The organism is Sphingopyxis sp. LK2115 (assembly GCF_014595975.1).
Taxonomy (GTDB): domain Bacteria; phylum Pseudomonadota; class Alphaproteobacteria; order Sphingomonadales; family Sphingomonadaceae; genus Sphingopyxis.
The window spans coordinates 44,905-66,359 of sequence record NZ_JABWGQ010000042.1; the positions used below are offsets into that span (position 1 = coordinate 44,905).

At 65.3% G+C, this 21,455-nt stretch carries 28 protein-coding genes; 19 read left to right on the plus strand and 9 right to left on the minus strand.

Annotated elements, in window-relative coordinates; translation table 11 throughout:
- Positions 1–22: 22 nt before the first annotated feature.
- Positions 23–1,153, plus strand: a complete 1,131-nt coding sequence (locus tag HUW43_RS08115; RefSeq protein WP_188236923.1) for an NAD(P)/FAD-dependent oxidoreductase — start codon at positions 23–25, stop codon at positions 1,151–1,153.
- A gap of 87 nt (positions 1,154–1,240) precedes the next feature.
- Entirely contained in the window at positions 1,241–1,417 is a 177-nt protein-coding gene (locus tag HUW43_RS08120; RefSeq protein ID WP_188236924.1) for a YegP family protein, read from the plus strand.
- 17 nt (positions 1,418–1,434) lie between these two features.
- Here the strand turns inward: HUW43_RS08120 and rnhA are convergent, their stop codons facing one another.
- Genes rnhA through HUW43_RS08140 form a run of 4 tightly spaced genes read right to left on the minus strand, consistent with a single transcriptional unit; the run spans position 1,435 to position 3,995 of the window.
- Positions 1,435–1,887 carry a ribonuclease HI gene (gene rnhA / locus HUW43_RS08125; RefSeq protein ID WP_188236925.1) on the minus strand — a complete coding sequence of 151 codons (453 nt, stop codon included), beginning with the start codon at positions 1,885–1,887 and terminating at the stop codon, positions 1,435–1,437.
- Positions 1,884–2,846: a homoserine kinase gene (gene thrB / locus HUW43_RS08130; RefSeq protein ID WP_188236926.1), complete on the minus strand. Its 963-nt coding sequence runs from the start codon at positions 2,844–2,846 to the stop codon at positions 1,884–1,886. Before thrB ends, rnhA begins: the two co-directional genes overlap by 4 nt.
- Positions 2,846–3,826 carry a 4-hydroxy-3-methylbut-2-enyl diphosphate reductase gene (gene ispH / locus HUW43_RS08135; protein ID WP_188236927.1) on the minus strand — a complete coding sequence of 327 codons (981 nt, stop codon included), beginning with the start codon at positions 3,824–3,826 and terminating at the stop codon, positions 2,846–2,848. Before ispH ends, thrB begins: the two co-directional genes overlap by 1 nt.
- The gene (locus tag HUW43_RS08140; protein ID WP_188236928.1) at positions 3,786–3,995 is read right to left on the minus strand and encodes a hypothetical protein; all 210 of its coding nucleotides are present in this window, start codon (positions 3,993–3,995) and stop codon (positions 3,786–3,788) included. Before HUW43_RS08140 ends, ispH begins: the two co-directional genes overlap by 41 nt.
- On the opposite strand from HUW43_RS08140, the gene HUW43_RS08145 reads away from it, so the two are divergent.
- From HUW43_RS08145 to tatC, 9 genes are all read left to right on the plus strand, one after another.
- Positions 3,985–4,656: a hypothetical protein gene (locus tag HUW43_RS08145; protein ID WP_188236929.1), complete on the plus strand. Its 672-nt coding sequence runs from the start codon at positions 3,985–3,987 to the stop codon at positions 4,654–4,656. The two genes, HUW43_RS08140 and HUW43_RS08145, sit on opposite strands and share 11 nt — an antisense overlap.
- Before the next feature lie 131 nt (positions 4,657–4,787).
- Positions 4,788–6,515, plus strand: coding sequence for an arginine--tRNA ligase (argS, locus tag HUW43_RS08150; RefSeq protein ID WP_188236930.1), 1,728 nt, complete (start codon positions 4,788–4,790; stop codon positions 6,513–6,515).
- Entirely contained in the window at positions 6,515–7,240 is a 726-nt protein-coding gene (locus HUW43_RS08155; protein WP_188236931.1) for an SPOR domain-containing protein, read from the plus strand. The genes argS and HUW43_RS08155 overlap by 1 nt, the downstream gene beginning before the upstream one ends.
- 107 nt (positions 7,241–7,347) lie before the next feature.
- Positions 7,348–8,355 carry a beta-N-acetylhexosaminidase gene (nagZ, locus tag HUW43_RS08160; RefSeq protein ID WP_188236932.1) on the plus strand — a complete coding sequence of 336 codons (1,008 nt, stop codon included), beginning with the start codon at positions 7,348–7,350 and terminating at the stop codon, positions 8,353–8,355.
- Between the two features lie 34 nt (positions 8,356–8,389).
- Positions 8,390–9,148 carry a segregation and condensation protein A gene (locus HUW43_RS08165; protein WP_188237009.1) on the plus strand — a complete coding sequence of 253 codons (759 nt, stop codon included), beginning with the start codon at positions 8,390–8,392 and terminating at the stop codon, positions 9,146–9,148.
- Positions 9,145–9,738 (plus strand): SMC-Scp complex subunit ScpB, encoded by a 594-nt coding sequence (scpB, locus tag HUW43_RS08170; RefSeq protein ID WP_188236933.1) that lies wholly within the window; start codon positions 9,145–9,147, stop codon positions 9,736–9,738. Before HUW43_RS08165 ends, scpB begins: the two co-directional genes overlap by 4 nt.
- Positions 9,739–9,763: 25 nt before the next feature.
- Positions 9,764–9,994 (plus strand): twin-arginine translocase TatA/TatE family subunit, encoded by a 231-nt coding sequence (locus HUW43_RS08175; RefSeq protein ID WP_188236934.1) that lies wholly within the window; start codon positions 9,764–9,766, stop codon positions 9,992–9,994.
- A 36-nt stretch (positions 9,995–10,030) separates the two neighbouring features.
- Positions 10,031–10,417, plus strand: coding sequence for a Sec-independent protein translocase protein TatB (tatB, locus tag HUW43_RS08180; protein WP_188236935.1), 387 nt, complete (start codon positions 10,031–10,033; stop codon positions 10,415–10,417).
- Complete coding sequence (gene tatC, locus HUW43_RS08185) at positions 10,414–11,223, plus strand: twin-arginine translocase subunit TatC (protein WP_188236936.1); 810 nt, start codon at positions 10,414–10,416, stop codon at positions 11,221–11,223. Before tatB ends, tatC begins: the two co-directional genes overlap by 4 nt.
- Positions 11,224–11,241: 18 nt before the next feature.
- On the opposite strand, the gene HUW43_RS08190 is transcribed toward tatC, so the two are convergent.
- Positions 11,242–11,367, minus strand: coding sequence for an entericidin A/B family lipoprotein (locus HUW43_RS08190; RefSeq protein WP_188236937.1), 126 nt, complete (start codon positions 11,365–11,367; stop codon positions 11,242–11,244).
- A gap of 225 nt (positions 11,368–11,592) precedes the next feature.
- Entirely contained in the window at positions 11,593–13,032 is a 1,440-nt protein-coding gene (gene mgtE / locus HUW43_RS08195; protein WP_188236938.1) for a magnesium transporter, read from the minus strand.
- 156 nt (positions 13,033–13,188) lie between these two features.
- Between mgtE and HUW43_RS08200 the strand changes: the two genes are divergently transcribed.
- Complete coding sequence (locus HUW43_RS08200) at positions 13,189–13,638, plus strand: peptidylprolyl isomerase (RefSeq protein ID WP_411157938.1); 450 nt, start codon at positions 13,189–13,191, stop codon at positions 13,636–13,638.
- A gap of 60 nt (positions 13,639–13,698) precedes the next feature.
- On the opposite strand, the gene HUW43_RS08205 is transcribed toward HUW43_RS08200, so the two are convergent.
- Positions 13,699–14,835 (minus strand): NAD(P)H-dependent flavin oxidoreductase, encoded by a 1,137-nt coding sequence (locus HUW43_RS08205; RefSeq protein WP_188236940.1) that lies wholly within the window; start codon positions 14,833–14,835, stop codon positions 13,699–13,701.
- A 222-nt stretch (positions 14,836–15,057) separates the two neighbouring features.
- On the opposite strand from HUW43_RS08205, the gene nadC reads away from it, so the two are divergent.
- The 3 genes from nadC (at position 15,058) to HUW43_RS08220 (ending at position 17,039) form a co-directional block, all read left to right on the plus strand.
- Positions 15,058–15,906 (plus strand): carboxylating nicotinate-nucleotide diphosphorylase, encoded by an 849-nt coding sequence (gene nadC, locus HUW43_RS08210; protein WP_188236941.1) that lies wholly within the window; start codon positions 15,058–15,060, stop codon positions 15,904–15,906.
- Positions 15,907–16,003: 97 nt separating this feature from the next.
- Positions 16,004–16,726 carry a ribonuclease T2 family protein gene (locus HUW43_RS08215; protein WP_188236942.1) on the plus strand — a complete coding sequence of 241 codons (723 nt, stop codon included), beginning with the start codon at positions 16,004–16,006 and terminating at the stop codon, positions 16,724–16,726.
- Positions 16,727–16,814: 88 nt separating this feature from the next.
- Entirely contained in the window at positions 16,815–17,039 is a 225-nt protein-coding gene (locus HUW43_RS08220) for a hypothetical protein (RefSeq protein WP_188236943.1), read from the plus strand.
- Positions 17,040–17,049: 10 nt separating this feature from the next.
- Here the strand turns inward: HUW43_RS08220 and HUW43_RS08225 are convergent, their stop codons facing one another.
- Complete coding sequence (locus tag HUW43_RS08225; protein WP_188236944.1) at positions 17,050–18,345, minus strand: MFS transporter; 1,296 nt, start codon at positions 18,343–18,345, stop codon at positions 17,050–17,052.
- Between the two features lie 130 nt (positions 18,346–18,475).
- Between HUW43_RS08225 and pgsA the strand changes: the two genes are divergently transcribed.
- From pgsA to HUW43_RS08240, 3 genes are read left to right on the plus strand one after another with little or no spacing between them, the layout of a single operon-like run.
- Entirely contained in the window at positions 18,476–19,048 is a 573-nt protein-coding gene (gene pgsA / locus HUW43_RS08230) for a CDP-diacylglycerol--glycerol-3-phosphate 3-phosphatidyltransferase (protein WP_188237010.1), read from the plus strand.
- Entirely contained in the window at positions 19,048–19,305 is a 258-nt protein-coding gene (moaD, locus tag HUW43_RS08235; RefSeq protein ID WP_188236945.1) for a molybdopterin converting factor subunit 1, read from the plus strand. Before pgsA ends, moaD begins: the two co-directional genes overlap by 1 nt.
- On the plus strand, positions 19,302–19,742 hold the full coding sequence (locus tag HUW43_RS08240; protein ID WP_188236946.1) for a molybdenum cofactor biosynthesis protein MoaE: 441 nt from the start codon (positions 19,302–19,304) through the stop codon (positions 19,740–19,742). Before moaD ends, HUW43_RS08240 begins: the two co-directional genes overlap by 4 nt.
- Positions 19,743–19,786: 44 nt before the next feature.
- On the opposite strand, the gene HUW43_RS08245 is transcribed toward HUW43_RS08240, so the two are convergent.
- On the minus strand, positions 19,787–20,749 hold the full coding sequence (locus HUW43_RS08245) for a hydrogen peroxide-inducible genes activator (protein WP_188236947.1): 963 nt from the start codon (positions 20,747–20,749) through the stop codon (positions 19,787–19,789).
- Between the two features lie 135 nt (positions 20,750–20,884).
- On the opposite strand from HUW43_RS08245, the gene HUW43_RS08250 reads away from it, so the two are divergent.
- Positions 20,885–21,352, plus strand: coding sequence for a hypothetical protein (locus HUW43_RS08250; protein ID WP_188236948.1), 468 nt, complete (start codon positions 20,885–20,887; stop codon positions 21,350–21,352).
- Positions 21,353–21,455 lie beyond the last annotated feature (103 nt).

The window sequence follows — 21,455 nt, forward strand, 5'->3', positions numbered from 1 at the left end:
AGGCAGCCGATATGCGGCCAGCATGACCGCCGCCGCCCCTTCCGCTACCGACGTCCTGATCGTTGGCGCGGGGATTGCGGGCGCCAGTCTTGCCGCTGCGCTGGCGCCGTGGCGCCGTGTCCTGCTTGTCGAGGCCGAGGATGCACCGGGCTATCACGCGACGGGCCGATCGGCGGCCTTCTGGCACGAAAGCTATGGCGGCGCGGGAGTGCAGCCGTTGACCCGCGCGTCGTTCGAGGCGCTTGACCGGCCCCACGCCGATTTTGCCGAGCGGGGTTTTCTGACGCCGCGCGGCGCGTTGACGCTGGGGCGCGCCGCCGACGCCGCGGCGGTCGACGCCTTTGCCGACGAGTTCAGGCCTAAAGGCGTGGCCGTCGAACGGATATCGGGGAACGCCGTTGCCGCCCTGGTCCCCGGATTGCGGCCGCAATGGTGTGAGGCCGCCTATGAAAGCGGGTGCCGCGACATCGACGTGGGGCGGCTTCACGCCGCCTACCTGCGCGCCGCGAAGCGGGCCGGGGCGCAGCTCGTCACGCGCGCCTCGATGCGCCGCGCGTGCCGCGTGGCCGCGGGGTGGGTCGTCGAGGTCGGTGGCGCCACGATCCACGCCGACCTGTTGGTCAACGCGGCAGGCGCATGGGCCGACAGGGTCGCGGCGGCGTCGGGCATCGCGCCGCTGGGCATTCGGCCGTGCCGGCGCACGATGGTGCAACTGCGGCTCGGCGTTCCCACCCCGGCCGCGCTGCCGCTGGTGATCGACATCGGCGGCGACTTTTACTTCAAAGGCGAGAGTGAGGGACGCATCTGGCTGACCCCGCACGACGAAACGCCCGTCGATCCGCACGACGTCGCGCCCGAAGATATCGATGTTGCAACCGCGATCGACCGGTTGCAGTCGGTCGTCGACTGGCCGGTTGCCGCGGTCGAGCGCAAATGGGCCGGACTGCGGAGCTTCGCGCCTGACCGGCTGCCGGTGTTCGGATCCGATCCGCACGAAGCGCGCTTCATCTGGTGTGCAGGGCAGGGCGGTTTCGGTATCCAGACCGCCCCTGCGATCGCCGGATTGCTCGCCGCGCAGCTTGGAGCGCCGGAACCGCGGGGCGCGATCGGGCGGATCGACCCGTCGCCCTTTGCGGCGTCGCGCTTTGCGTAAGTCATCGCCCCCTTGCGCGCTGAAATTGCTGGATTAGCATGGGCTTGCCCCGCCACCCCCGGCGCGGCGTGACCGGTGGAGGATGGTATGGCCCATTATTTCGAGATCAAGAAGAACAAAGCCGGCGAATTTGTCGCCTGTTTCAAATATAATAGCGAATCGATCTTCTGGACCGAAGGTTACAACAGCAAGGCGTCGGCGAAAAATGCCATCGAGTCGATCCAGAAAAACGGTCCCGGCGCCGAGGTCCGCGAAACCGAATAGTGATCGTGCGCGGGCGTTCAGCGCGCCCGCGCCACTTCCAGCGCCGCATCGCGGGCAAGCTTGTCGGCAAGTTCATTGTCGCCGTGCCCGGCATGGCCCTTGACCCACAGCCATTCGATCTTGTGCCGGGCGGCCTCCTTTATCAGCCGTTGCCACAGGTCGGCGTTCGCGACGGGTTTTTTTGCGGCCGTTTTCCAGCCGTTTTTCTGCCAGCCAAAGACCCATTTGGTGATGCCGTCGCGGACATAGACGCTGTCGGTCGACAGTTCGACGTTGCACGGACGCTTGAGCGCCGCGAGCGCCTCGATCGCAGCCATCAGTTCCATGCGGTTGTTCGTCGTGTCGGCTTCGCCCCCCGACATCGTCTTGACGACGTCGCCCCAGCGCAGGACGGCGCCCCAGCCGCCGGGGCCGGGATTGCCCTTGCACGCGCCGTCGGTGGCGACGATGACCGTTTGCCCTTCCGTCATGCCGCGGAGAACAGCGTGGCTGCGTCGGACGCCTGATAACGCCGCAGGCGTGCAAGAAAGGGCGCGGGATCCTTGCGGGTGACGAGCGCGCCCGGTGGCGTGTGAATCCAGTCGTGCGCGCGTGTGAGCAAAAAACGCAGCGCAGCGCCGCGCGCCAGCAGCGGCAGCGCCGCAAACTCTTCGTCGGTCAGAGCGATTTCGCGTGCATAGCCGCGCATCAGCGCCGCGGCGCGAGCGATATCGCAGTCGCTGCCATCGGTGGAAAAGGCCCACGACGCGTGCGTGACCGCGACATCATAGGCGCGGTAATCGGTCGCAGCGAAATAGAAATCGATCAGGCCGGTGACGCGCTCGCCGAGCATCAGCACATTGTCGGGGAACAGGTCGGCGTGAACGACGTGCGCGGGCAGGTCGTGTGGCCAGTGCGCGTCGAGATGGTCGAGTTCCTGATCGACAATTGCCTGCAATCCCGGAATCACCCCGTCAAGATCGCCCGCGCCCTGGGCAATCGCCCGCCAGTGGCGATGCCCCATGCTGTTTTCGCGTGCACCCGCAAAATCGGCAACGGCGCGGTGCATCGCGCCCAGCGCCGCACCGGCCGCCTCGCACTGGCCGGGCGTGGGATGGGTCAGGGAAATGCCGGGCAGGAACTGGATGACGCACGACGCGCGTCCCGAAACCTGCTGGATCGCCACGCCCTCGCGGTCGCGGATCATGGCGGGGACGGGGCAATCGCGCTTTGCCAGATGATCGAGCAGGTCGACGAAAAAGGGCAGATCGCCTTCGCTGACACGCTTTTCATAAAGCGTCAGGATGAAGCGGCCATGCGTTGTTTCGAGCAGGAAATTGCTGTTTTCGACCCCCTCGGCGATTCCCTTGCACGACACCACCGTGCCGATGTCATAGCGGGCGATCAGCGCGGCAAGGTCGCTGGGCTCGACGTGGGTATAGACAGCCATCAGGCGGCTTCGAGGCCGCGCGGCAGCTTGAACACCATATTTTCCTCAGCGGTCACGACCACATTCTCGTTGACCGGACGCACGGCGGCCACGGCGTCGATGACTTCGCGCACCAGCGTTTCCGGAGCGCTCGCACCCGCAGTTATGCCAAGCGTTCCAATGGCATCGAGCCAGGCGGGATCGACGTCGCTGCCGCGCTGGACCAGATGCGCTGGCGTGCCGAGCCGCTCGGCCACCTCAACGAGCCGCAGGCTGTTCGAACTGTTCGGCGCCCCGATCACGATCATTCGGTCGCATCGCGTCGCGATGGCTTTCACCGCTTCCTGCCGGTTCGAGGTCGCATAGCAGATATCCTCGCCCCGCGGCCCGGCAATGGCGGGGAACCGATGCTGCAGCGCCGCGACGATGTCGCGCGTGTCGTCGACCGAAAGCGTGGTCTGGGTCAGGAAAGAAAGCCGGTCGGGGTCGGCAGGTGCCAGCGCGGCGACATCGTCGACCGATTCGACCAGCGTCATTGCGCCTTCGGGCAATTGTCCCAGCGTGCCGACGACCTCCGGGTGCCCGGCATGGCCGATGAAAATGATGTGACGGCCTGCCTCATGCGCGCGTTCGGCCTGGCGATGCACCTTTGAGACCAGCGGACAGGTTGCGTCGATATAGTCGAGCCCGCGCATTTCGGCCTTTGCGGGCACCGATTTGGGCACGCCGTGAGCGCTGAAAACAACGGGAACCCCGTCGGGAACCTGATCGAGCGATTCGACGAAGATCGCCCCCTTGGCTTTCAGCGATTCGACAACATAGCGGTTGTGGACGATTTCGTGCCGCACATAGACGGGCGCGCCGAATCGTTCGAGCGCCAGCTCAACGATCCGTATCGCGCGGTCGACGCCGGCGCAAAAGCCCCGCGGTGCGGCGATCAATACCGTGAGCAGGGCGCCGTCACCGGTCGTCGCCGGCATCGTCGAATAAGGTGCGTTCATGATGCCCGCGCTCTAGCGCAGCAAGTCCTTCGCGGTAAAGCGGCTTCGTCGGTTGCGTCGCGGTTGCGCCTCGTTCATCGCGCCGATAAGAAGCGGCGCGCATGAAGCGGGATCGATCGTTCCGGCCCTGTCCGCGCGCCTGTTTGGAAAGTCTTGTCATGATGGCCATTTCGTTACCGTTCCGCAAAAGTCTGATCCTTGTGTGCGGCGGGGCGGCCATGGCGATGGTTGCGGGCTGCGCGCGCGACAACGAGATCGAGGTGGCGGGCGGCGTCGGCATCACCGCGACGCGAAGCGCCTGTCCGGCGGTCGCCGTTCCGCTTCATACGGGCGACATCACGCTGTTCGATCCGGCGACTAGCCGCGATGCGCGGGCAATCGACATCGTCGCGACGATCACCAATGTGACGCCGCAGTGCAACGATAGCGGCGACAAGGTTTACCAGCTTGCGACGTTCGACGTGATCGCCACGCGCCGCGATGCGGGGCCGGCACGCACGGTGACCTTGCCCTATTATGCAACGGTGTTGCAAGGCGGCACCGCCGTCGTCGCCAAGCGCCTGGGCAATGTCGCGGTGACCTTTGCCGAAGGACAGACGCGCGGCACGGGACGCGGGCAGGCATCGGCCTATGTCGACCGCGCGGCGGCGACCCTGCCCGCCGACATTCAGGAACGCATCACGCGCAAGCGCAAGGCGGGTGACGAGGATGCGGCGATCGACCCGCTCAGCCTTCCCGAAGTGCGCGCGGCGGTGCAACGCGCCAGCTTTGAGCTGCTTGTCGGCTTCCAGCTGACGCAAGAACAGCTCGAATATAATGTCCGACGATAGGTGATGCGGCGGCGCCCTGCGCCGGTCGCACGCTCGCGCCCCGCTCCGCCGACCGGCGACGCGGGGCTTTTCGCGCCCGCCGAGCTGTTATAGGGCGCCCCACGACTATTGAACGAAGCCAGGCCCCGTCCATGACCCTGTTCCGCCGCTTTTCCGACCATATCGATGCCACGCTCGATGCGCTCGCCGCCCGCGACGTCATACCCGCCGGACTCGACCGCTCGGCGGTCAGCGTCGAGCCGCCGCGCGACGCGGCGCATGGCGACATTGCCACCAATGCCGCGATGGTGCTCGCCAAACCGGCGGGGATGAACCCGCGCGCGCTCGCCGAACTGCTGGTGGCCGAACTCGGCGCGCTGGACGAGGTCGTCGAGGCGAGTGTGGCCGGACCGGGATTCATCAACCTGCGCCTCGCCGACGACAGCTGGCGCGACGAACTGGCGCTGATTCACGAACTGCGCGCCGATTACGGCCGCTCGCAGATGGGCCGGGGACGGCGCGTCAATGTCGAATATGTCTCGGCGAACCCCACGGGGCCGATGCATGTCGGTCATTGCCGCGGGGCGGTGGTCGGCGATGCGCTCGCGGCGCTGCTCGAATATGCGGGGCACGAGGTGATCCGCGAATATTATGTGAACGATGCGGGGGCGCAGGTGGACGTCCTGGCGCGTTCGGTCCATATGCGCTATCGCGAAGCGCTCGGCGAAGATGTGGGCGCCATTCCAGAGGGCCTTTATCCGGGCGACTATCTGATTCCCGTTGGCCAGAAGCTGGCCGCCGAGCATGGCGACCGTTTCGTTGCGGCGCCCGAAAGCGCGTGGCTCGGCCTGTTCCGCACCGAAGCCGTCAGCGCGATGATGGACATGATCCGCGCCGATCTTGCCAAGCTTGGCATCCATCACGACCTCTTCTCGTCCGAAGCCGAGCTTCAGGCGGCGGGAAAGCCCGCGGCGGCCGAAAAATTGCTGCGCGAACAGGGGCTGGTCTACGACGGCATCCTGGAAGCACCGAAGGGCGAAACGCCCGAAGACTGGGAGCCGGTCGAACTGCCGCTGTTCCGATCGACGCAATTTGGCGACGATCAGGATCGCCCGATCCGCAAATCGGACGGCAGCTGGACCTATTTCGGCGCCGACCTCGCCTATCATTTCCAGAAAAGCGAAACGGCCGACGAACTCATCGACATATGGGGCGCCGATCATGCCGGGACGGTCAAGCGGATCAAGGCCGCGGTCGCGGCGTTGACCGGCGGCAAGACGCGTTTCGACGTCAAGCTGGTGCAGATGGTTCGCCTGCTCAAAAATGGCGAGCCGTTCAAGATGTCGAAACGCGCCGGCAATTTCGTCACGCTGGCCGATGTCGTCGACGAGGTCGGCAAGGATTCGGTGCGTTTCACCATGTTGACGCGCAAGGCCGACGCGCAGATGGATTTCGACTTTGCCAAGGTCGTCGAGGCGTCGCGCGACAATCCCGTCTGGTATCTGCAATATGCCAATGCGCGGATTTCGAGGTTGCGCAAGAAGGCGGCGGATGCAGGAATCCTGCTTCCGGCCCCGGCGGCCGAGCGGCTGGGTGCCAATGAACTGTCGCTCGTCAAACTGCTGGCGCAATTCCCGCGGATCGTCGAGGCGGCGGCCTATGCGCGCGAACCGCACCGGATCGCTTTCTATCTGGCCGATGTCGCAGCGGCCTTTCACGCCTGGTACAATCTGGGCAACGACGATCCCGCGGCGCGCATCGTGCTCGACAATGACCCCGAATTGACCGCGACCCGCCTTTATTTGGCCGATGGAATCGGGCAGATCATCCGCAACGGGCTGCAACTCATGGGGGTTGAGGCGCTCGAGGAGATGAACTGATGGCCGGTAACGACGATACGCAACGACGCGACGACGGGCTGGGGCTCGACGATGAGGGCCGACTGCCCTGGCTGGAGGCCGCCGATGGCTTCGATGAGGATGGCGAGGTGTCGCCTGCGCGCCTGCTGATCATGGTGCTTGGCGGCCTGTTGCTGATCGGCGCGGTGCTGGGCGGGCTGTGGTGGATCCAGAATGGCGGCGCGCGCGGCAAGGGCGAGCTGATTGTCGCCGAAAAGGGCGACTATAAGATCGCCCCCAAGAGCGACGGCGCGAAGACGTTCGAGGGCGAGGGCGATGCCAGCTTCTCCGCCAGCGAGGGAGCGGCGCCGGCGGGCAAGGTCGATCCGTCGCGAATGCCCGAAGAGCCGGCGGTGACGGTGGCGGAGCGCGATGCCGCCGCGAAGCAGGCGAAGGCGCCCGCTGCGGCGGCGAAGGCAGAGCCCAAGGCGCCTGCAAAGGCGACGGCAGCGCCCGAACCGGCGTCGCCAGGCGGTGCCATGATCCAGCTGGGAGCATTCAGCAGCGAAGGCGCCGCGACCAAGGCCTGGACGAACCTGTCGAAGCGTTTTGCCTATCTCGCCGAACTCGACCGGGTGATTTCACCCGCCAAGGTCGGATCGGGCACTATCTATCGTTTGCGCGTTCCCGCAGGAACGGCCGCCAACGCATCGAATCTATGCGGAAAACTGCGCGTCGCTGGTGAAAATTGCGTCATCGTCCGCTGAATCGCCCCGCTTGGCCGCAGACTCCGTTGGTGCAATCGCGTGGCTGTGGCATGATCGCCGCCATGGCCGTCGTGGGCGGGGCGGCGGCCGATGGAGTTTGACGCACGATGATTCCGGCGATTTTCGGCCTGTCCGGGCTGGCCCTGACCGACGATGAGCGCGCTTTCTTTCGCGATTGCGCGCCTGCGGGCTATATTTTGTTCGGACGGAATATCGAGAACCGCGACCAGCTCCGCCGTCTGACGGACGAACTGCGCAGCCTCGACGGACGGAGCAACCTGCCGATCCTCATCGACCAGGAAGGCGGCCGCGTTGCGCGCATGAAGGAACCCGAATGGCCCGCCTTTCCAAGCGGCGCCGCCTTTGACGCGCTTTATGAGCGCGCGCCCGCCAGCGCGATCGAGGCGGCGCGCCTTAATGCGATGGCGCTGGCGGCGATGCTGACCGAAGTCGGCATCACGGTTGACTGCCTGCCGCTCCTCGATGTGCGCCAGCCCGGCGCCAGCGACGTGATCGGCGACCGCGCGCTCGGCAGCGAGCCGATGCGCGTCGCCGCGCTTGGACGCGCCATTCTGGGCGGCCTGCAGGCGGGCGGCGTTGTCGGCATCGTCAAACATATCCCCGGCCATGGCCGCGCGCTGCTCGACACGCACGAAGCCCTGCCGACGGTCACCGCCTCCGACCGCGAGCTTCAGACCGACCTTGCCCCCTTTGCCGCGCTGCGCGACGCGGCGATGGCGATGACTTGCCATGTCATTTTCGCGGCGTGGGATCCCGACCGGCCCGCTACGCTTTCACCGACCGTCATCGACAGCGTGATCCGCCAACGCATCGGTTTTCATGGTCTGTTGATGACCGACGATCTCGACATGAAGGCGCTGTCGGGCGACGTGCCTTCGCGCGCGGCTGAGGCAATCGCGGCAGGGTGCGACATCGCGCTCAACTGCTGGGCGCGGATGGACGACATGATCGGTATCGCCAATCGGCTCGACCCGATCAGCACCGTATCGCGCGCACGGCTTGAAGGCGCGATGGACCGGATCGCGGGCGTGCGCGACGAAGGCGAATTCGCCGCGCTCGTCGATCAGCGTGACGCGCTTCTGGCGATGGCCTGACGCGCCGATGGAGGGGCTGTCGCTCGCGTTCAACATGGCGCCGCCGCCGACGGCCCGCGACGATGCGCTGCAATTGTCGTTTGAAAGCTGGGAAGGCCCGCTCGATCTGCTGCTTGCGCTCGCGCGTAGCCAGAAGGTCGATCTCAAGCAAATATCGATACTGGCGCTGGTCGAACAATATCTGCGCTTCATCGCCGAAGCGCGCGAGCTCAAGCTGGAGGTGGCGGCCGATTATCTGGTGATGGCCGCATGGCTCGCCTATCTCAAATCGGCGCTGTTGCTGCCCAAAGACCCGCTGGAGGAGCCGTCGCCCGACGAACTTGCGCTGCGCCTGCAACTCAGGCTCCAGCGCCTCGCGGCGATGCGCGAGGCTGCGGCGCGCCTGCTCGCGCGCGACCGCATCGGCCGCGACGTCTTCCTGCGTCCGCAGCCCGAAGGGCTGCGCGACGTGAAGCGGCGGCGCTGGGATGCCAGCCTTTATGATCTCCTCGCCGCTTACGGGCAGGTGAAACTGCGCTCCGAACCGGTGGTCCATATGGTGTCGCGGCGCCCCGTCGTCACGCTCGACGCCGCGCTTCATCATCTCGAACGGATGCTGGGGGTCAGGCTCGACTGGGGCGAGCTGGCCGATTTCCTGCCCGCCGACTATCGAGGGCCGCTTCGCCGCTCGGCGATCGCGTCGACCTTCGTTGCGGCGCTCGAACTGGCGCGGCAGGGCCGGGTCGATTTGCGGCAGGAGCGGGCGTTCGAGCCGCTCTATCTTAGGACGGCGACAGGGGGGCAGGGGGCATGATCGACGATCTGGAGCGCGCGATCGAGGCGATGCTTTTTTCCAGCGACGAGCCGCTCGACGCACGACAGATTGCCGGTCGGCTTGGCGACGAAATGACGCCGGGACAGGTGAAGGCGATCATCGAAACCATTGCCGCGCGCCATGCGGGGAGCGGCATCGAACTCGTCGAGCGCGGCGGGCGCTGGCATTTCCAGACGCCCGCGGATCTGGCGCATCTGCTCCGCCGCGAACGCGACGACCCACGAAAATTGTCCCGCGCTGCCGCCGAGGTGCTGGCGATCGTCGCCTATCACGAACCCGTCAGCCGCGCGGAGATAGAGGCGATCCGCGGCGTTCAGACGTCGAAGGGCACGCTCGACGTGCTGATGGAAGCCGAATGGATCGCTCCGGCCGGGCGGCGCGAAGTGCCGGGGCGCCCGCTCATCTACAAGACGACCGACGCCTTTCTGCAACATTTCGGGCTTGCAAGCCGCAAGGATCTGCCAGGGATCGACGATCTGCGCGCCGCGGGGCTGCTCGATCCCGTCGATCTCGCTTTTGATGCGGCGATGGGTGAGCTGGACCTAGTAAAAGACGGTGAAGAGGCTTAGATGAGCCCTTCAAGGAGAATATGAGATGGGTAGCTTCAGCATCTGGCACTGGCTTGTGGTCGGGATCCTCGTCCTGCTGCTGTTCGGCAAGGGCCGCTTCTCGGACATGATGGGCGACGTCGCCAAGGGCATCAAGAGCTTCAAGAAGGGCATGGCCGACGACGACACGCCGACGCCCGCGCCGAAGCAGATCGAAGGACAGCGCATTTCCGACGCGCCCGCGCCGACTCCGACCGCGGAAACCGAACGCCGCTGACCGCGTTTTCTCGGCAAGCGGGAGACGTTTTAGATCATGTTCGATGTTGCGCCCACCGAGTTGCTGCTCGTCGTGGTGGTGGCCCTGGTGGTCATCGGGCCGAAGGATTTGCCGAAGGCGATGCGCTTTGTCGGCAAATGGCTGGGCAAGGCGCGCGGTATGGCGCGTCATTTCCGCGCCGGGCTGGACACAATGATGCGCGAGGCCGAGCTGGAAGAGCTTGAGAAACAGTGGCGCGAGCAGAATGAGGCGATCATGCGCGAGTTCCCGCGCGTCGACGACATCGATGCGGCCGCCGCGGCGACGCCGACAGGCAGCGCATCGCATCCGGCCCAAAGCGCGGACGCGGACAAGGGCAAAGCGATCGGAACGGGCGAGGCCGAAACACATGTCGTTCCACCGCGCGGCGAGGCGCTGCCATGAGCGATCCGGCGCCCGGCGATGCGGCAGAGGAGGATGGCACGGGCGGCAAGATGCCGCTGCTCGACCATCTGATCGAACTGCGCTCGCGCCTTCTCAAGTCGTTGCTTGCCGTCGCGCTTGCGTTTGGTGTGTGTTTCTATTTCGCGCGGCCGATCTTTGCGATCCTTGTTCAGCCGCTGATCGCGGCGGGGCAGGGCAAGCTCATCTATACACAGCTGTTCGAGGCCTTTTTCGTCGAGGTAAAGGTCGCCTTTTTCGCGTCGATGATGATCGCCTTTCCGGTGATTGCGAACCAGCTCTGGAAGTTTGTTGCGCCCGGCCTCTATCGCCAGGAAAAGCGCGCGTTGCTGCCGTTCCTCTTTGCGACGCCGGTGCTGTTCGCGGTGGGGGCGTCCTTCGCCTATTTCATCACCATCCCACTCGCGCTGCGCTTCCTGCTTGGCTTTCAGGGTGATGTCGGCGGTGTGACGCAGGAAGCCCTGCCGTCGGTGGGCAATTATCTGAGCTTCACGATGCAGTTCATCATGGCGTTCGGCATCGCCTTTCTGCTGCCGATCCTGCTGATGCTCATCGAACGTGCGGGGCTGGTCAGCCGCGACCAGCTCATTTCGGCGCGCCGCTATATGATTGTCGCCGCCTTCGCCATTTCGGCGGTGGCAACGCCGCCCGACATATTGAGCCAGTTCCTGCTCGCGGTGCCGCTGATCCTGCTCTATGAATTTTCGATCTTCGCGATCTGGTTCACCCAGCGCCGACGCAAAACAGGCGCCGAAGCGGCGCCTGTCGAGCCTCTCGAAGAGGCTTAGGGTAAGCGAAATATCGAGTCAGATGGCCCGGTCGCCCGCCTCGCCGACCGATTCGATGTCGCGGCCGACGCCCTTCACCGTATTGCAGCCAGCGACCAGAAAACTGGCGAGCAGGGCCAGGATGATTGCACGAAAACCAGTCATCTTCTTACCTTTACCCAAATCCTGATGCAAAATGGCCCGGCACGCTTCGAGGGGGGGGGGAGGGAATGCGGGCCGGGCCAATGTTGCTGAGCAGCGCTGCGGGGGGGGCGATGACCGCTGCTCGAACGGGAAACGACCGACGCGGGCGATTGGTTCCCGAAAAAAGCGACAGGGGCAGCATTTTTTTGCCGCCATTTGTCAATCCAGTGATTCCAGATATTTGGGCTATAGCGTCGTCAGGCCGCTGAGCACCGCAAGGCCGAGGAACGCCAGAAAGCCCATCGAATCGGTCGTCATCGTCACGAAGATCGAACTGGCGACCGCGGGATCCTGATCGAGCCGGTCGAGCAACAGGGGGATTGCGACCCCGGCAACCCCCGCGACGAAGATGTTGACGATCATCGCCGCGGCGATCACGCCGCCCAGCGCCGGGTTGGCAAACCACAGCGCGGTGCCAGCCCCGGCGATCAGCGCGATCGTACCGCCGTTGAGCAGCGCAATCTTCATCTCGCGCCAGATCGCGCGCCAGCTGTTCGAATCGGTGAGCTGGTTCATCGCCAGCGCACGCACTGTGACGGCAAGCGTTTGCGTGCCGGCGTTGCCGCCGACCCCCGCGACGATCGGCATCAGCGCGGCAAGCGCGACCATCTGTTCGATCGCGCCGCCGAACAGGCCAACAATCGTCGATGCGACGAGCGCGGTACCGAGGTTCGCGATCAGCCAGCGCACGCGCGCGCTGTATGTTTCGCGAATCGGTTCGTTGATGTCGCCGTCGCCCGCGCCCGACAGCCGCAATATATCCTCGCCCGCCTCTTCCTGGATGATGTGGACGATGTCGTCCACGGTGATCATGCCGACGAGGCGTCCGGCCTTGTCGACAACGGCGGCGGAGATCAGCGCATATTTCTGGAAGCGCAGCGCGACCTCTTCCTGGTCCATGTCCACGGGGATCAGCGTCTGCTCGCGCTTCATCACGTCGCTGATCGCGATGTCGCGCGGGGTGCGGAGGATCCAGCTGAGCTGGCAGGTGCCGACCGGCCGGTGCATCGGGTCGACAACATATATTTCCCAGAAATCACTGGTAAGTTCGGCATCCTCGCGCAGCCGGTCGATCACGTCGCCGACCGTGACATGTTCGGGCACCGCGACGAGGTCGCGTTGCATCAGGCGGCCCGCCGATTCCTCGGGGAAAGAAAGCGCATCCTCGATCGCGGCGCGATCCTCGGGCTCCATCGCGTCGAGCACCGCCTGCTGCTCGTCGGCTTCCATGTCCTCGATGATCGCGACGGCGTCGTCGGTATCGAGTTCGGACGCGAGTTCGGCCACCTGTTCGGGCGCGAGCAGGCCGATCAGCTCCTCGCGCACATAATCGTTCATTTCTGCCAGGACGTCGGCGGAAAGCATGTCGCCGAGCACCGCGGCGAGCATGGGCCGCTCGTCGGAGCGCGCAAGTTCGAACAGGTCGGCGATGTCGGCGGGGTGGAGGCGGCCGATGCGTTCGCGCGCCGCCTCGCTTTCGCCCGCTTCGGCAAGGTCGATCACATCGCGCACGAAATCGGGTTTCAGCCGGTCGTCCTCGTCAAGCTCGGTTTCCGGGATGAAAGCTTCGCGATCGTCAGTGGTCGCGACGCCGTCCGCTGGCCGGGATTCTTCGCGTTCGTCCATCGCGCGGTCCTCCCTCGTCTTTGGCGGTGTCCGGCTTTTCCCCTAGAGCGGCCGTTCGCCGATGGCAACGCCGCGAGCAGGCTTTCGCGATTTAGGGCGTAGTCTTGCCCGCCGCGTGTCGCTATGGCGCTGCCAACCCCGCTTGCAGGAGCCAAGATTATGTCCGATACCCTTACGCTTTCGCTGTCGACCGGCGATGTTGTCATCCGCCTGCGTCCCGACCTCGCCCCGCTGCACGTCGAGCGCATCTCGACCCTTGCGAAAGAGGGTTTTTACGACGGTGTCGTCTTTCACCGCGTGATTCCCGGCTTCATGGCGCAGGGCGGCGACCCGACGGGCACCGGCATGGGCGGCAGCCAGCTTCCCGACCTGCCGCAGGAGTTCAACAGCGAACCGCACGTCCGTGGCGTCTGTTCGATGGCGCGTGCGCAGAATCCGAACAGCGCAAACAGCCAGTTCTTCATCTGCTTCGATGATGCCCGCTTCCTCGACAACCAGTACACCGTCTGGGGCGAGGTGATCGAAGGCATGGAAAATGTCGACGCACTGCCCAAGGGCGAACCGCCGCGCGAGCCGGGGAAGATACTGAAGGCGACGGTGGCGTAAATGCAATGGGCGTGCTCCCGCGAAGGCGGGAGCACGCAAAGCTTGCAAAAGCGGCCGGGATTAGTCCCCCAGGAACCCGTTCAGCCGCTCGCACGCGGCGATCCAGTCTTCCTTGAACGCCTGTACGACCTGTCCGGCGCCCATCGCCTCGTTCATCAGCCCGACGCCCTGGCCGACCCAATAGGTCGCGAGCGTCCTGGCACCTTCGTGGCCGCCCTCGGCGAGCTTGTCGACCTTGCGGAGCGCGGGTTCGCTGACAAGCGACTGGAGCGGCATCGGCAGCGGCTTTGGCGCGCCTTCGGCTTCCCACGCATCGGTCCAGGGCGATCGGAGCTGGCGCGACGGCTTGCCGGTGCGGCTCTTTGAGCGCACCGTGTCGCGCGACGAGGCGGCGAGCATCTTTTCCTTCACGACCGGGTTGGTTTCGGCCTCGGCGGTTGTCAGCCAGACCGATCCGGTCCACGCACCATGTGCGCCCATCGCCATCGCCGCCGCCATCTGCCGCCCGGTGACGATGCCGCCTGCGGCGAGAATCGGTGTCGTGTCGCCGATCGCATCGAGCGCCGCGGCGACTTCGGGGACGAGCACCATCGTCGCGACCTCGCCGCAATGGCCGCCCGCCTCGCCGCCCGCGACGACGAGGATGTCGACCCCCGCGCGCACCTGCGCCAGCGCGTGATCGCGCGTGCCGACGAGCGCGGCGACCGGGACATTGTGCCGCTTGCCAAGGTCGAGCATCAGCGGCGGCGGAACGCCGAGCGCGTTCGCGATCAGCTTGATCGGGTGGCGAAAGGCGACTTCGAGCAGTCGCGCGGCGCCTTCCTCGCGCATATTTTCGCCAAAGCTCTGCCGCGCTTCCATCGCGCTATCGAGCCCGCTCGCATCAATATCGAACTTGCCGAGCAGCTCGGCCGCGAAATTGAGATGCGTTTCGGGAATCTGCGTTGCGCCCGCGGACGGCGCATCCCCCTTGCCCGCAAAGCTGTTCGGAACGATCAGGTCGACGCCATAGGGACGCCCGCCAACATGCGCGTCGATCCACGCCAGTTCTTCCTCCAGCCGCTCGGGCGGCAGTGCGGCGGCACCGAACACGCCCATGCCGCCCGCCTTCGACACCGCGACGATGACGTCGCGGCAGTGCGAGAAGGCGAGTAGCGGAAACTCGATGCCAAGCATCGTGCAAATGGGGGACTGCATGCGAACCTCTCCCTTCTTTTTCGTGCCGCCTTCCAGAACCGTTCGCCCTGAGCGGGCCGAAGAGCCATCCTCTTTCGACGTCGCCGAAGAGAAAAATGGTGTTTCGATCAGCTCGGCACGACCGGACGAGCGGACGGCTCGACCTTTTCTTTCTTTCATGACAGCGTTGGTTTACGTAAACGTCAAGTTGATTTGCGGTGCCGGCGGCTTATCGCGGGCGTTATGACCCGTTTTTCGCTGCCCGGTTTCGACCTCGACGCCTTTGTCCGCGCCACGTTGGCGGAGGATCTGGGCACGGGGGGCGACATTACGTCGATGGCGACAATTCCTGCCGGTGCGCGATTCGCCGGGGTGATGGACAGCCGCGATACGATCACCGTCGCCGGCCTGCCGATCGCCGAGCGATTCTTCCGCGCGCTCGATCCGGCGATGGAGATCGAGATCCTTGTCGACGACGGCGCCGAAGTGGCGGCGGGCAGCGATTTGATGCGCCTTTCGGGCAATGCGCGCGCGATGCTGACCGCCGAACGCTCGGCTTTGAACACGGTGCAGCATCTGTCGGGGATAGCGACGATGACGCGCCAATATGTCGATGCGATCGCGGGGACCGGGGCGACGCTGCTCGATACCCGCAAGACAATTCCGGGCCTGCGCGTGCTCGAAAAATATGCCACGCGCGTGGGCGGGGCGACGAATCACCGCATGGGCCTTTGGGATGCGGCGATGATCAAGGACAATCATGTCGCAGTGGCCGGGTCGGTCGAGGAAGCGGTGCGCCGTGCGGTGGCGGCGGGAATCGCGGACATCATCGTCGAGGTTGACCGCGTGGCGCAGGTCGAACCCGCGCTGGCCGCCGGCGCGACGCACCTGCTGCTCGACAATATGGGGCTCGACGATCTGCGCGCCTGCGTCGCCATCGTCGATGGCAGGGTGGCGACCGAGGCATCGGGCGGGGTGCGGCTCGACACGATCCGCGCGATCGCGGAAACGGGGGTCACCTATGTGTCGGTCGGGCGGCTCACCCAATCGGCACCCGCGGCCGACATCGGGCTCGACTTTGCGCTGGCTTGAGATTCAAACCATCGCGCAGGCGGGGGCCGCCGTCGTTTCACCCGGCGACGCAGAAAAGGGCCGTCGACGGCCCCCGTTTGCGCGGAGGCGACAATTTATGTTCGGCGCGACGTCCGCGCTGCTGCTGCTTGCGCCCGTGGTGGCGCAGGCGCAAGCGTTCGCCTGTTCGCTGCCCGACCGGATTCCGGTGCCGCGGCTCGAACAGCCGCGCCGGGGGGAGCCGGTGCGGCGGCCGCCGGTCACCGGCTATTTGCTGGCGATGAGCTGGTCGCCCCAGCATTGCGCGGGCGTGCGCAATCCCAGGGGCGCGCGCGAGCGGTTTCAATGTTCGGGTGAGAATGGTCGCTTTGGGTGGGTGCTGCACGGGCTGTGGCCCGAAACCGACGATGCAGGCTACCCCCAATGGTGCCGCCCGGCAAAGATCGTCCCGCAGCCGGTGCTGAAAAAGCATCTTTGCATGACGCCGTCGGCGCAGCTGCTCCAGCATGAATGGGCAAAGCACGGGACGTGCATGAGCCCGCACCCCGCGGCCTATTTCCGCGCTTCCGAATTATTGTTCCGCGCGGTGCGCTTTCCCGACATGGCGGCACTGGCGTCCCGGCGGTTGACGGCGGGCGACGTCCGCCGGGCCTTCGCCGCAGTCAATCCGGGGGTGAGCCCCGCAATGATCGCGGTGACGGCCGACCGGCAGGGTTGGCTGAAGGAGGCGCGCTTCTGCCTGGGGCCACGCATGAAGCCGGCGCGCTGCAAATCTTTTCAGACGGGATTGAAGGACGGCCGGCCGGTGCGCGTCCGGCCGTTGGCGGTGCCCCGGCGCTGAGCCGTCGAAACCGTCCTGCTTCGGGACAGTTGCGCGTTAACACTCTTTTAAGCTTACCGACTCGTTAACATGGTCCTAGCCTTGGCGCATGGACACGGACGATCATGTCGACATTCGCGGGCGTATACGGGCGCACGGTGCGCGCCAGCTGACGATCGCGCGAATGAACGCTCCCGCGGACTGGCAGGATGAATTGCGCCGGGCGCTGGCCGGGCATCGCGAATCCGCGACGATCTTTTCAAACAACGATCTGCGGCTGTTTGTCCAGAGCTTCGCGATCTTCTTTACCGCGACGATGCTGTTCGTGATGTAAGAACAGGCGTTTAATCGCAAGCCCGGTGCAACTTGACCGCGAGCCAGGCGGAAACAAGGCACATGGCGGCGCTCATCAGCAGCTGGTCGACAACGCCGATGCCCGCGAAGCCCAGACCCATTGCGAGCAGCGAGCCGATCACCATCGCGCCCGAATTGACGATATTGTTTGCCGCCACGGTGCGCGCGGTCTGATCCTTGGGAACCGTCGTCGTCAGAAAGGCATAGAGCGGGACGACGAACATGCCGCCGCTGATGGCGATGCCGAGCAGCGCGGCGAGGAGCGGGATGACGTCGGCGTGACCCAGGAATCCGGCAATGCCGTACATTGATCCCGACGGATCATGTTCCCAATTGCGGCACACCCAATAGAATGCGACGACGAACAGGCCCATGACGATGACGCTGGCGGGGCTGTAGCGCGCCGATACCTGCCCCTTGAGCAGCCGGTTGACGGCGACCGAGCCGATCGCGATGCCGATCGAGAAGATGGCGAGAAAGAGGCTGGCGACGCTTTTGTCGGCGTGGAGGACATTCTTCACCAGCGGCGGGAACTGGATGAAGAGCACCGCGCCGATGGTCCAGAAAAAGCTGATCGAGAGGATCGCGAGATAGAGGCGCGGGATGTGCATCGTGCCGCGCACAAGCGCCACCGACGAGCGGATGATATGCCAGTCGATCCCCGTCTCCAGATGTTCGGGCGGGGCGGGAGGCACCTGGCGCCCCGTCCAATAGCCCACCGCGGCGACGAGCACGACGCCGAGCGCCGCCCATTCGACGTCGATGATGCCGGCCAGGATCGTCCCCGCAAGGATCGCGATATAGGTGCCCGCTTCGACAAGCCCGGTGCCCGCGAGCACCTCGTCGCTTTTGAGATGCTGCGGCAGGATCGCATATTTGATGGGGCCGAAGAAGGTCGAATGGATGCCCATCGCAAAGAGCGCGAGCATCATCAGCGGGATGGCAAGCAGATGAACGGCAAAGCCGAGCCAGGCGAGGATCAATCCAAGCCCGCCGACGAGCATGATGACGATTTCGCAGAATTTGACGATGCGGATGATCCGCGCCTTGTCGCGCGTATCGGCAAGCTGGCCCGCGAGCGCCGACAGCAGGAAAAAGGGCAGGATGAATACGCCCGTCGCGACCGCGCTGAACAAGGTTTCGGATGCCTCGTCGTTGAACACGCCATAGACGACGAACAACACCATCGCATTCTTGAACAGATTGTCGTTGAATGCGCCGAGGAGCTGGGTAACGAAAAGGGGCAGGAACCGGCGTTGCCTCAACAGCGCAAAGGAACCGGTCATGCGTGGTCCAATCTTTTCAACATTGTCGGTTCGCGCGCATTTCGCGGGCAACAGCTTGTCGCCGGGGGGGCTTATCGGCTAGGGCGGCGCTGGTCAAAGGTGATTTTGACCGGCCAAGTCGATGGGGATCATGCTGAGCCTTCCCAACATTTTGACCTTGTCGCGAATCCTGGCGGTTCCCATCTTGCTGTTCCTGCTGTGGCCGGGCGTGACCGAGGGGTCGCATCAGCCCAAACCGATCGATTATGCTTTGGCGTTCAGCCTATACTGCCTGATGGGCATTACCGATTATTTTGACGGCTATGTGGCTCGCGCGCGGGGCACCGTGTCGCGGCTCGGCATTTTCCTAGATCCGATCGCCGACAAGATCATGATCGCGGCGGTGATCCTGCTGCTCGTCTTCACGCGCGACATCGACGGGTGGCACGTCATTGCGGCGCTTGTCATCCTGCTGCGCGAAATCATCGTGTCGGGGCTGCGCGAGTTTCTTGCGACCTTGCAGGTGTCGATGCCGGTGACGCAGCTTGCCAAGTGGAAAACGACCTTTCAGCTTGTCGCCTTCGGCGCGCTGATCCTGGCGGGCGCCTTGCCCGCGATGGCGTGGATCAAGACGGTCGGGCTCGCATCTTTGTGGGGGGCGGCGGTGCTGACGCTGGTGACCGGCTGGGATTATCTGCGCGTCGGCCTGAAGCATATGGACTGATGCGGATCGAGCTGGCCTATTTTGCCTGGGTGCGCGAGCGCATGGGCACGCCGGGCGAGACGGTTGAGCTGCCGCCCGCGATCGCTGATGTTGCGGCGCTGCTCGGCTGGCTCGCGGCGCGCGACGAACGCGGGGCCGCGACCTTTGCCGATCCGCACCGCATCCGCGCCGCGATCGACGGCGCGTTGGCGGGGCCGGATGCGCCGCTCGCGGGCGTGCGCGAAGTGGCGCTGTTCCCGCCGGTGACGGGCGGATGATCCGCGTTTTCGTTCAGGCTGCGCCGATCGATGTCGGTGCCGAGATCGACCTGCATGACGCGGGCGGGCATGGTGCGAGCGCCAGTTTCATCGGCCGCGTGCGCGGCGATGCGGGACTGACCGAACTGTTCCTCGAACATCATCCGGCGATGACCGAGGCGGGGCTGGCCTCGCTCGCCCATGCGGCGGCCGACCGCTGGAAACTGGGCGCGCTAACCTTGATTCACCGCGTCGGCTCGATGACGCCGGGCGAAACGATCGTGCTCGTGCTCGCGAGCAGCCGCCACCGCGCCGAGGCGCTGGCGGCGTGCGAATATCTGATCGACCGGCTGAAGACCGACGTGATGCTGTGGAAGCGCGAGAGCTTTGCCGACGGACGCATTGCGTGGGTCGAGGAACGCGAGGACGACCGGGACCGCGCTGCGCGGTGGGAGTGAGCGCTGCTCGGCATCCCGGCAAAGGCCGGTATCTCGACCGGTCGTCATGACGCGCCGGAAAGAGGCCGGCCGTCGCGGGGACGCCGATCCAAAGGCGGCGTTTCCCGCCCCTGATGCTTTCTGAAAATATCGGCGAGCATCCGGAACTCCTCGGCGCGCGGGCTGCCCTTGCGCCAGACAAGCGCGATCGTGCGCCAGTCATGGTCCGAATCGAGCGGGCGCGTGTCGATGTCGGTGTGGTCGAGGATGCCCGCCTCGATCGCCATCTGGGGCAACATGGTAATGCCGAGGCCGTTGTCGACCATCTGCACGAGCGTGTGCAACGAAGTGCCCATCATTCGCGCGCCTGCGCGCAGCTCCGGCCGGTTGCACGCGGCAAGCGCATGATCCTTCAGGCAATGGCCGTCTTCGAGCATCAGCATCTGTGCGGGGTCGATCTGGTCGGCGCTGACCATCGCGGGAAGGTCTTCGGACTGGTCGCCGGGAAAGGCGACGAACAGTGCGTCGTCGAACAAGGTTTCGCTCTCCACGTCGCCGCACGGATAGGGGAGTGCCAGCAGCACGCAATCGACGGCGCCGTGATGGAGCGACTCGCACGCCTGCGCGCTTGGTTCCTCGCGAAGGAAGAGCTTGAGCGACGGGCGTTCCTTGCGCAGCCGCGGGAGGAGGCCCGGCAGCAGGAAAGGCGCGATGGTGGGAATGACGCTCATCCGCAGCTCGCCGACGAGCGGCGCCGATGCGGCGGCCGCCATATCGGCAAGCTCCTCGGCCTCGCGCAGCACGCGGTGCGCCTTTTCGACGATCTTGTCGCCCAGCGCGGTAAATCGCACGACGCGGCGCGTGCGTTCGACAAGCGTTTGCCCCAGCAGCGTCTCCAGCTCGCGAATGCCCGCCGACAAGGTCGACTGGGTGACGTTGCACGCATCGGCAGCGCGGCCGAAATGGCCATGCTCATGGAGCGCGACGAGATATTGCATCTGTTTGAGCGAGGGGAGGTAGTTCTGCATTGATCGAGTATAGTGATTTGTCAGGCGGTTTTGAACAATTCAGGCGATTATAATTCACCGCCAATATGGTTGCATCGCTTGGCGGCGCGGCGCCGACCGTGATAGCGGATGCGATCACTCGGAACGGAGGGGCGTATGGCAGTTTCGCGTTTCCTGATCGGCGGCGTGGCGAGCGCCCTGCTGCTGACCGGCGGGCTGTTCCTTTGGCAAGGACATAGCCAGCTGGCCGACGAGGCGGTGCTGCCCGATCCGCCGCCCGCCTTGCCCGCGATCCCGGTGGCCGGCGCCAATGCGCCAACGCGCGGACCGGCGCCGCCGGCGCTGCCCGCTGCGAAGCAAGCATCGCGCGAGGAGCGACGCTTCAACCGTTTCGACCGCGACCGCAACGAGCGGATCAGTCGCGTCGAGCTGATGTCGTCGCGCACCGCGGCGTTCCGCAAACTGGACACGGATGGCAATAATCTGCTGACTTTCGAGGAATGGGCGGTGACGACGGGGGAGCGGTTCGCCAGGGCCGATGCCGACAAGTCGGGCGACCTGACGCGGGCGGAGTTTGCGACGACCGCGCCGAAACGCGCGGCAGGGCCAAAGTGTCATTGTTGAGAAAGCCGGGACGGGACGGAGTGTCTGGAAGCGACCCCAAGCGGCCATAATCGGGAAGGATGCCCCGACGTCCGCTCCCCGACTGCAAAGCAGCGGTTCTAAG

Coding starts and splice junctions, on each gene's coding strand:
- HUW43_RS08225 (WP_188236944.1), bottom strand. CDS start 18,345: ATGACCGGTTCCTTTGCGCTGTTGAGGCAACGCCGGTTCCTGCCCCTT.
- HUW43_RS08240 (WP_188236946.1), top strand. CDS start 19,302: ATGATCCGCGTTTTCGTTCAGGCTGCGCCGATCGATGTCGGTGCCGAG.
- HUW43_RS08220 (WP_188236943.1), top strand. CDS start 16,815: ATGGACACGGACGATCATGTCGACATTCGCGGGCGTATACGGGCGCAC.
- pgsA (WP_188237010.1), top strand. CDS start 18,476: ATGCTGAGCCTTCCCAACATTTTGACCTTGTCGCGAATCCTGGCGGTT.
- moaD (WP_188236945.1), top strand. CDS start 19,048: ATGCGGATCGAGCTGGCCTATTTTGCCTGGGTGCGCGAGCGCATGGGC.
- HUW43_RS08155 (WP_188236931.1), top strand. CDS start 6,515: ATGGCCGGTAACGACGATACGCAACGACGCGACGACGGGCTGGGGCTC.
- nadC (WP_188236941.1), top strand. CDS start 15,058: ATGACCCGTTTTTCGCTGCCCGGTTTCGACCTCGACGCCTTTGTCCGC.
- HUW43_RS08140 (WP_188236928.1), bottom strand. CDS start 3,995: ATGGCCATCATGACAAGACTTTCCAAACAGGCGCGCGGACAGGGCCGG.
- scpB (WP_188236933.1), top strand. CDS start 9,145: ATGATCGACGATCTGGAGCGCGCGATCGAGGCGATGCTTTTTTCCAGC.
- rnhA (WP_188236925.1), bottom strand. CDS start 1,887: ATGACGGAAGGGCAAACGGTCATCGTCGCCACCGACGGCGCGTGCAAG.
- HUW43_RS08145 (WP_188236929.1), top strand. CDS start 3,985: ATGATGGCCATTTCGTTACCGTTCCGCAAAAGTCTGATCCTTGTGTGC.
- HUW43_RS08250 (WP_188236948.1), top strand. CDS start 20,885: ATGGCAGTTTCGCGTTTCCTGATCGGCGGCGTGGCGAGCGCCCTGCTG.
- argS (WP_188236930.1), top strand. CDS start 4,788: ATGACCCTGTTCCGCCGCTTTTCCGACCATATCGATGCCACGCTCGAT.
- HUW43_RS08190 (WP_188236937.1), bottom strand. CDS start 11,367: ATGACTGGTTTTCGTGCAATCATCCTGGCCCTGCTCGCCAGTTTTCTG.
- nagZ (WP_188236932.1), top strand. CDS start 7,348: ATGATTCCGGCGATTTTCGGCCTGTCCGGGCTGGCCCTGACCGACGAT.
- HUW43_RS08120 (WP_188236924.1), top strand. CDS start 1,241: ATGGCCCATTATTTCGAGATCAAGAAGAACAAAGCCGGCGAATTTGTC.
- HUW43_RS08115 (WP_188236923.1), top strand. CDS start 23: ATGACCGCCGCCGCCCCTTCCGCTACCGACGTCCTGATCGTTGGCGCG.
- tatC (WP_188236936.1), top strand. CDS start 10,414: ATGAGCGATCCGGCGCCCGGCGATGCGGCAGAGGAGGATGGCACGGGC.
- HUW43_RS08165 (WP_188237009.1), top strand. CDS start 8,390: ATGGCGCCGCCGCCGACGGCCCGCGACGATGCGCTGCAATTGTCGTTT.
- HUW43_RS08175 (WP_188236934.1), top strand. CDS start 9,764: ATGGGTAGCTTCAGCATCTGGCACTGGCTTGTGGTCGGGATCCTCGTC.
- mgtE (WP_188236938.1), bottom strand. CDS start 13,032: ATGGACGAACGCGAAGAATCCCGGCCAGCGGACGGCGTCGCGACCACT.
- tatB (WP_188236935.1), top strand. CDS start 10,031: ATGTTCGATGTTGCGCCCACCGAGTTGCTGCTCGTCGTGGTGGTGGCC.
- HUW43_RS08245 (WP_188236947.1), bottom strand. CDS start 20,749: ATGCAGAACTACCTCCCCTCGCTCAAACAGATGCAATATCTCGTCGCG.
- HUW43_RS08215 (WP_188236942.1), top strand. CDS start 16,004: ATGTTCGGCGCGACGTCCGCGCTGCTGCTGCTTGCGCCCGTGGTGGCG.
- ispH (WP_188236927.1), bottom strand. CDS start 3,826: ATGAACGCACCTTATTCGACGATGCCGGCGACGACCGGTGACGGCGCC.
- thrB (WP_188236926.1), bottom strand. CDS start 2,846: ATGGCTGTCTATACCCACGTCGAGCCCAGCGACCTTGCCGCGCTGATC.
- HUW43_RS08205 (WP_188236940.1), bottom strand. CDS start 14,835: ATGCAGTCCCCCATTTGCACGATGCTTGGCATCGAGTTTCCGCTACTC.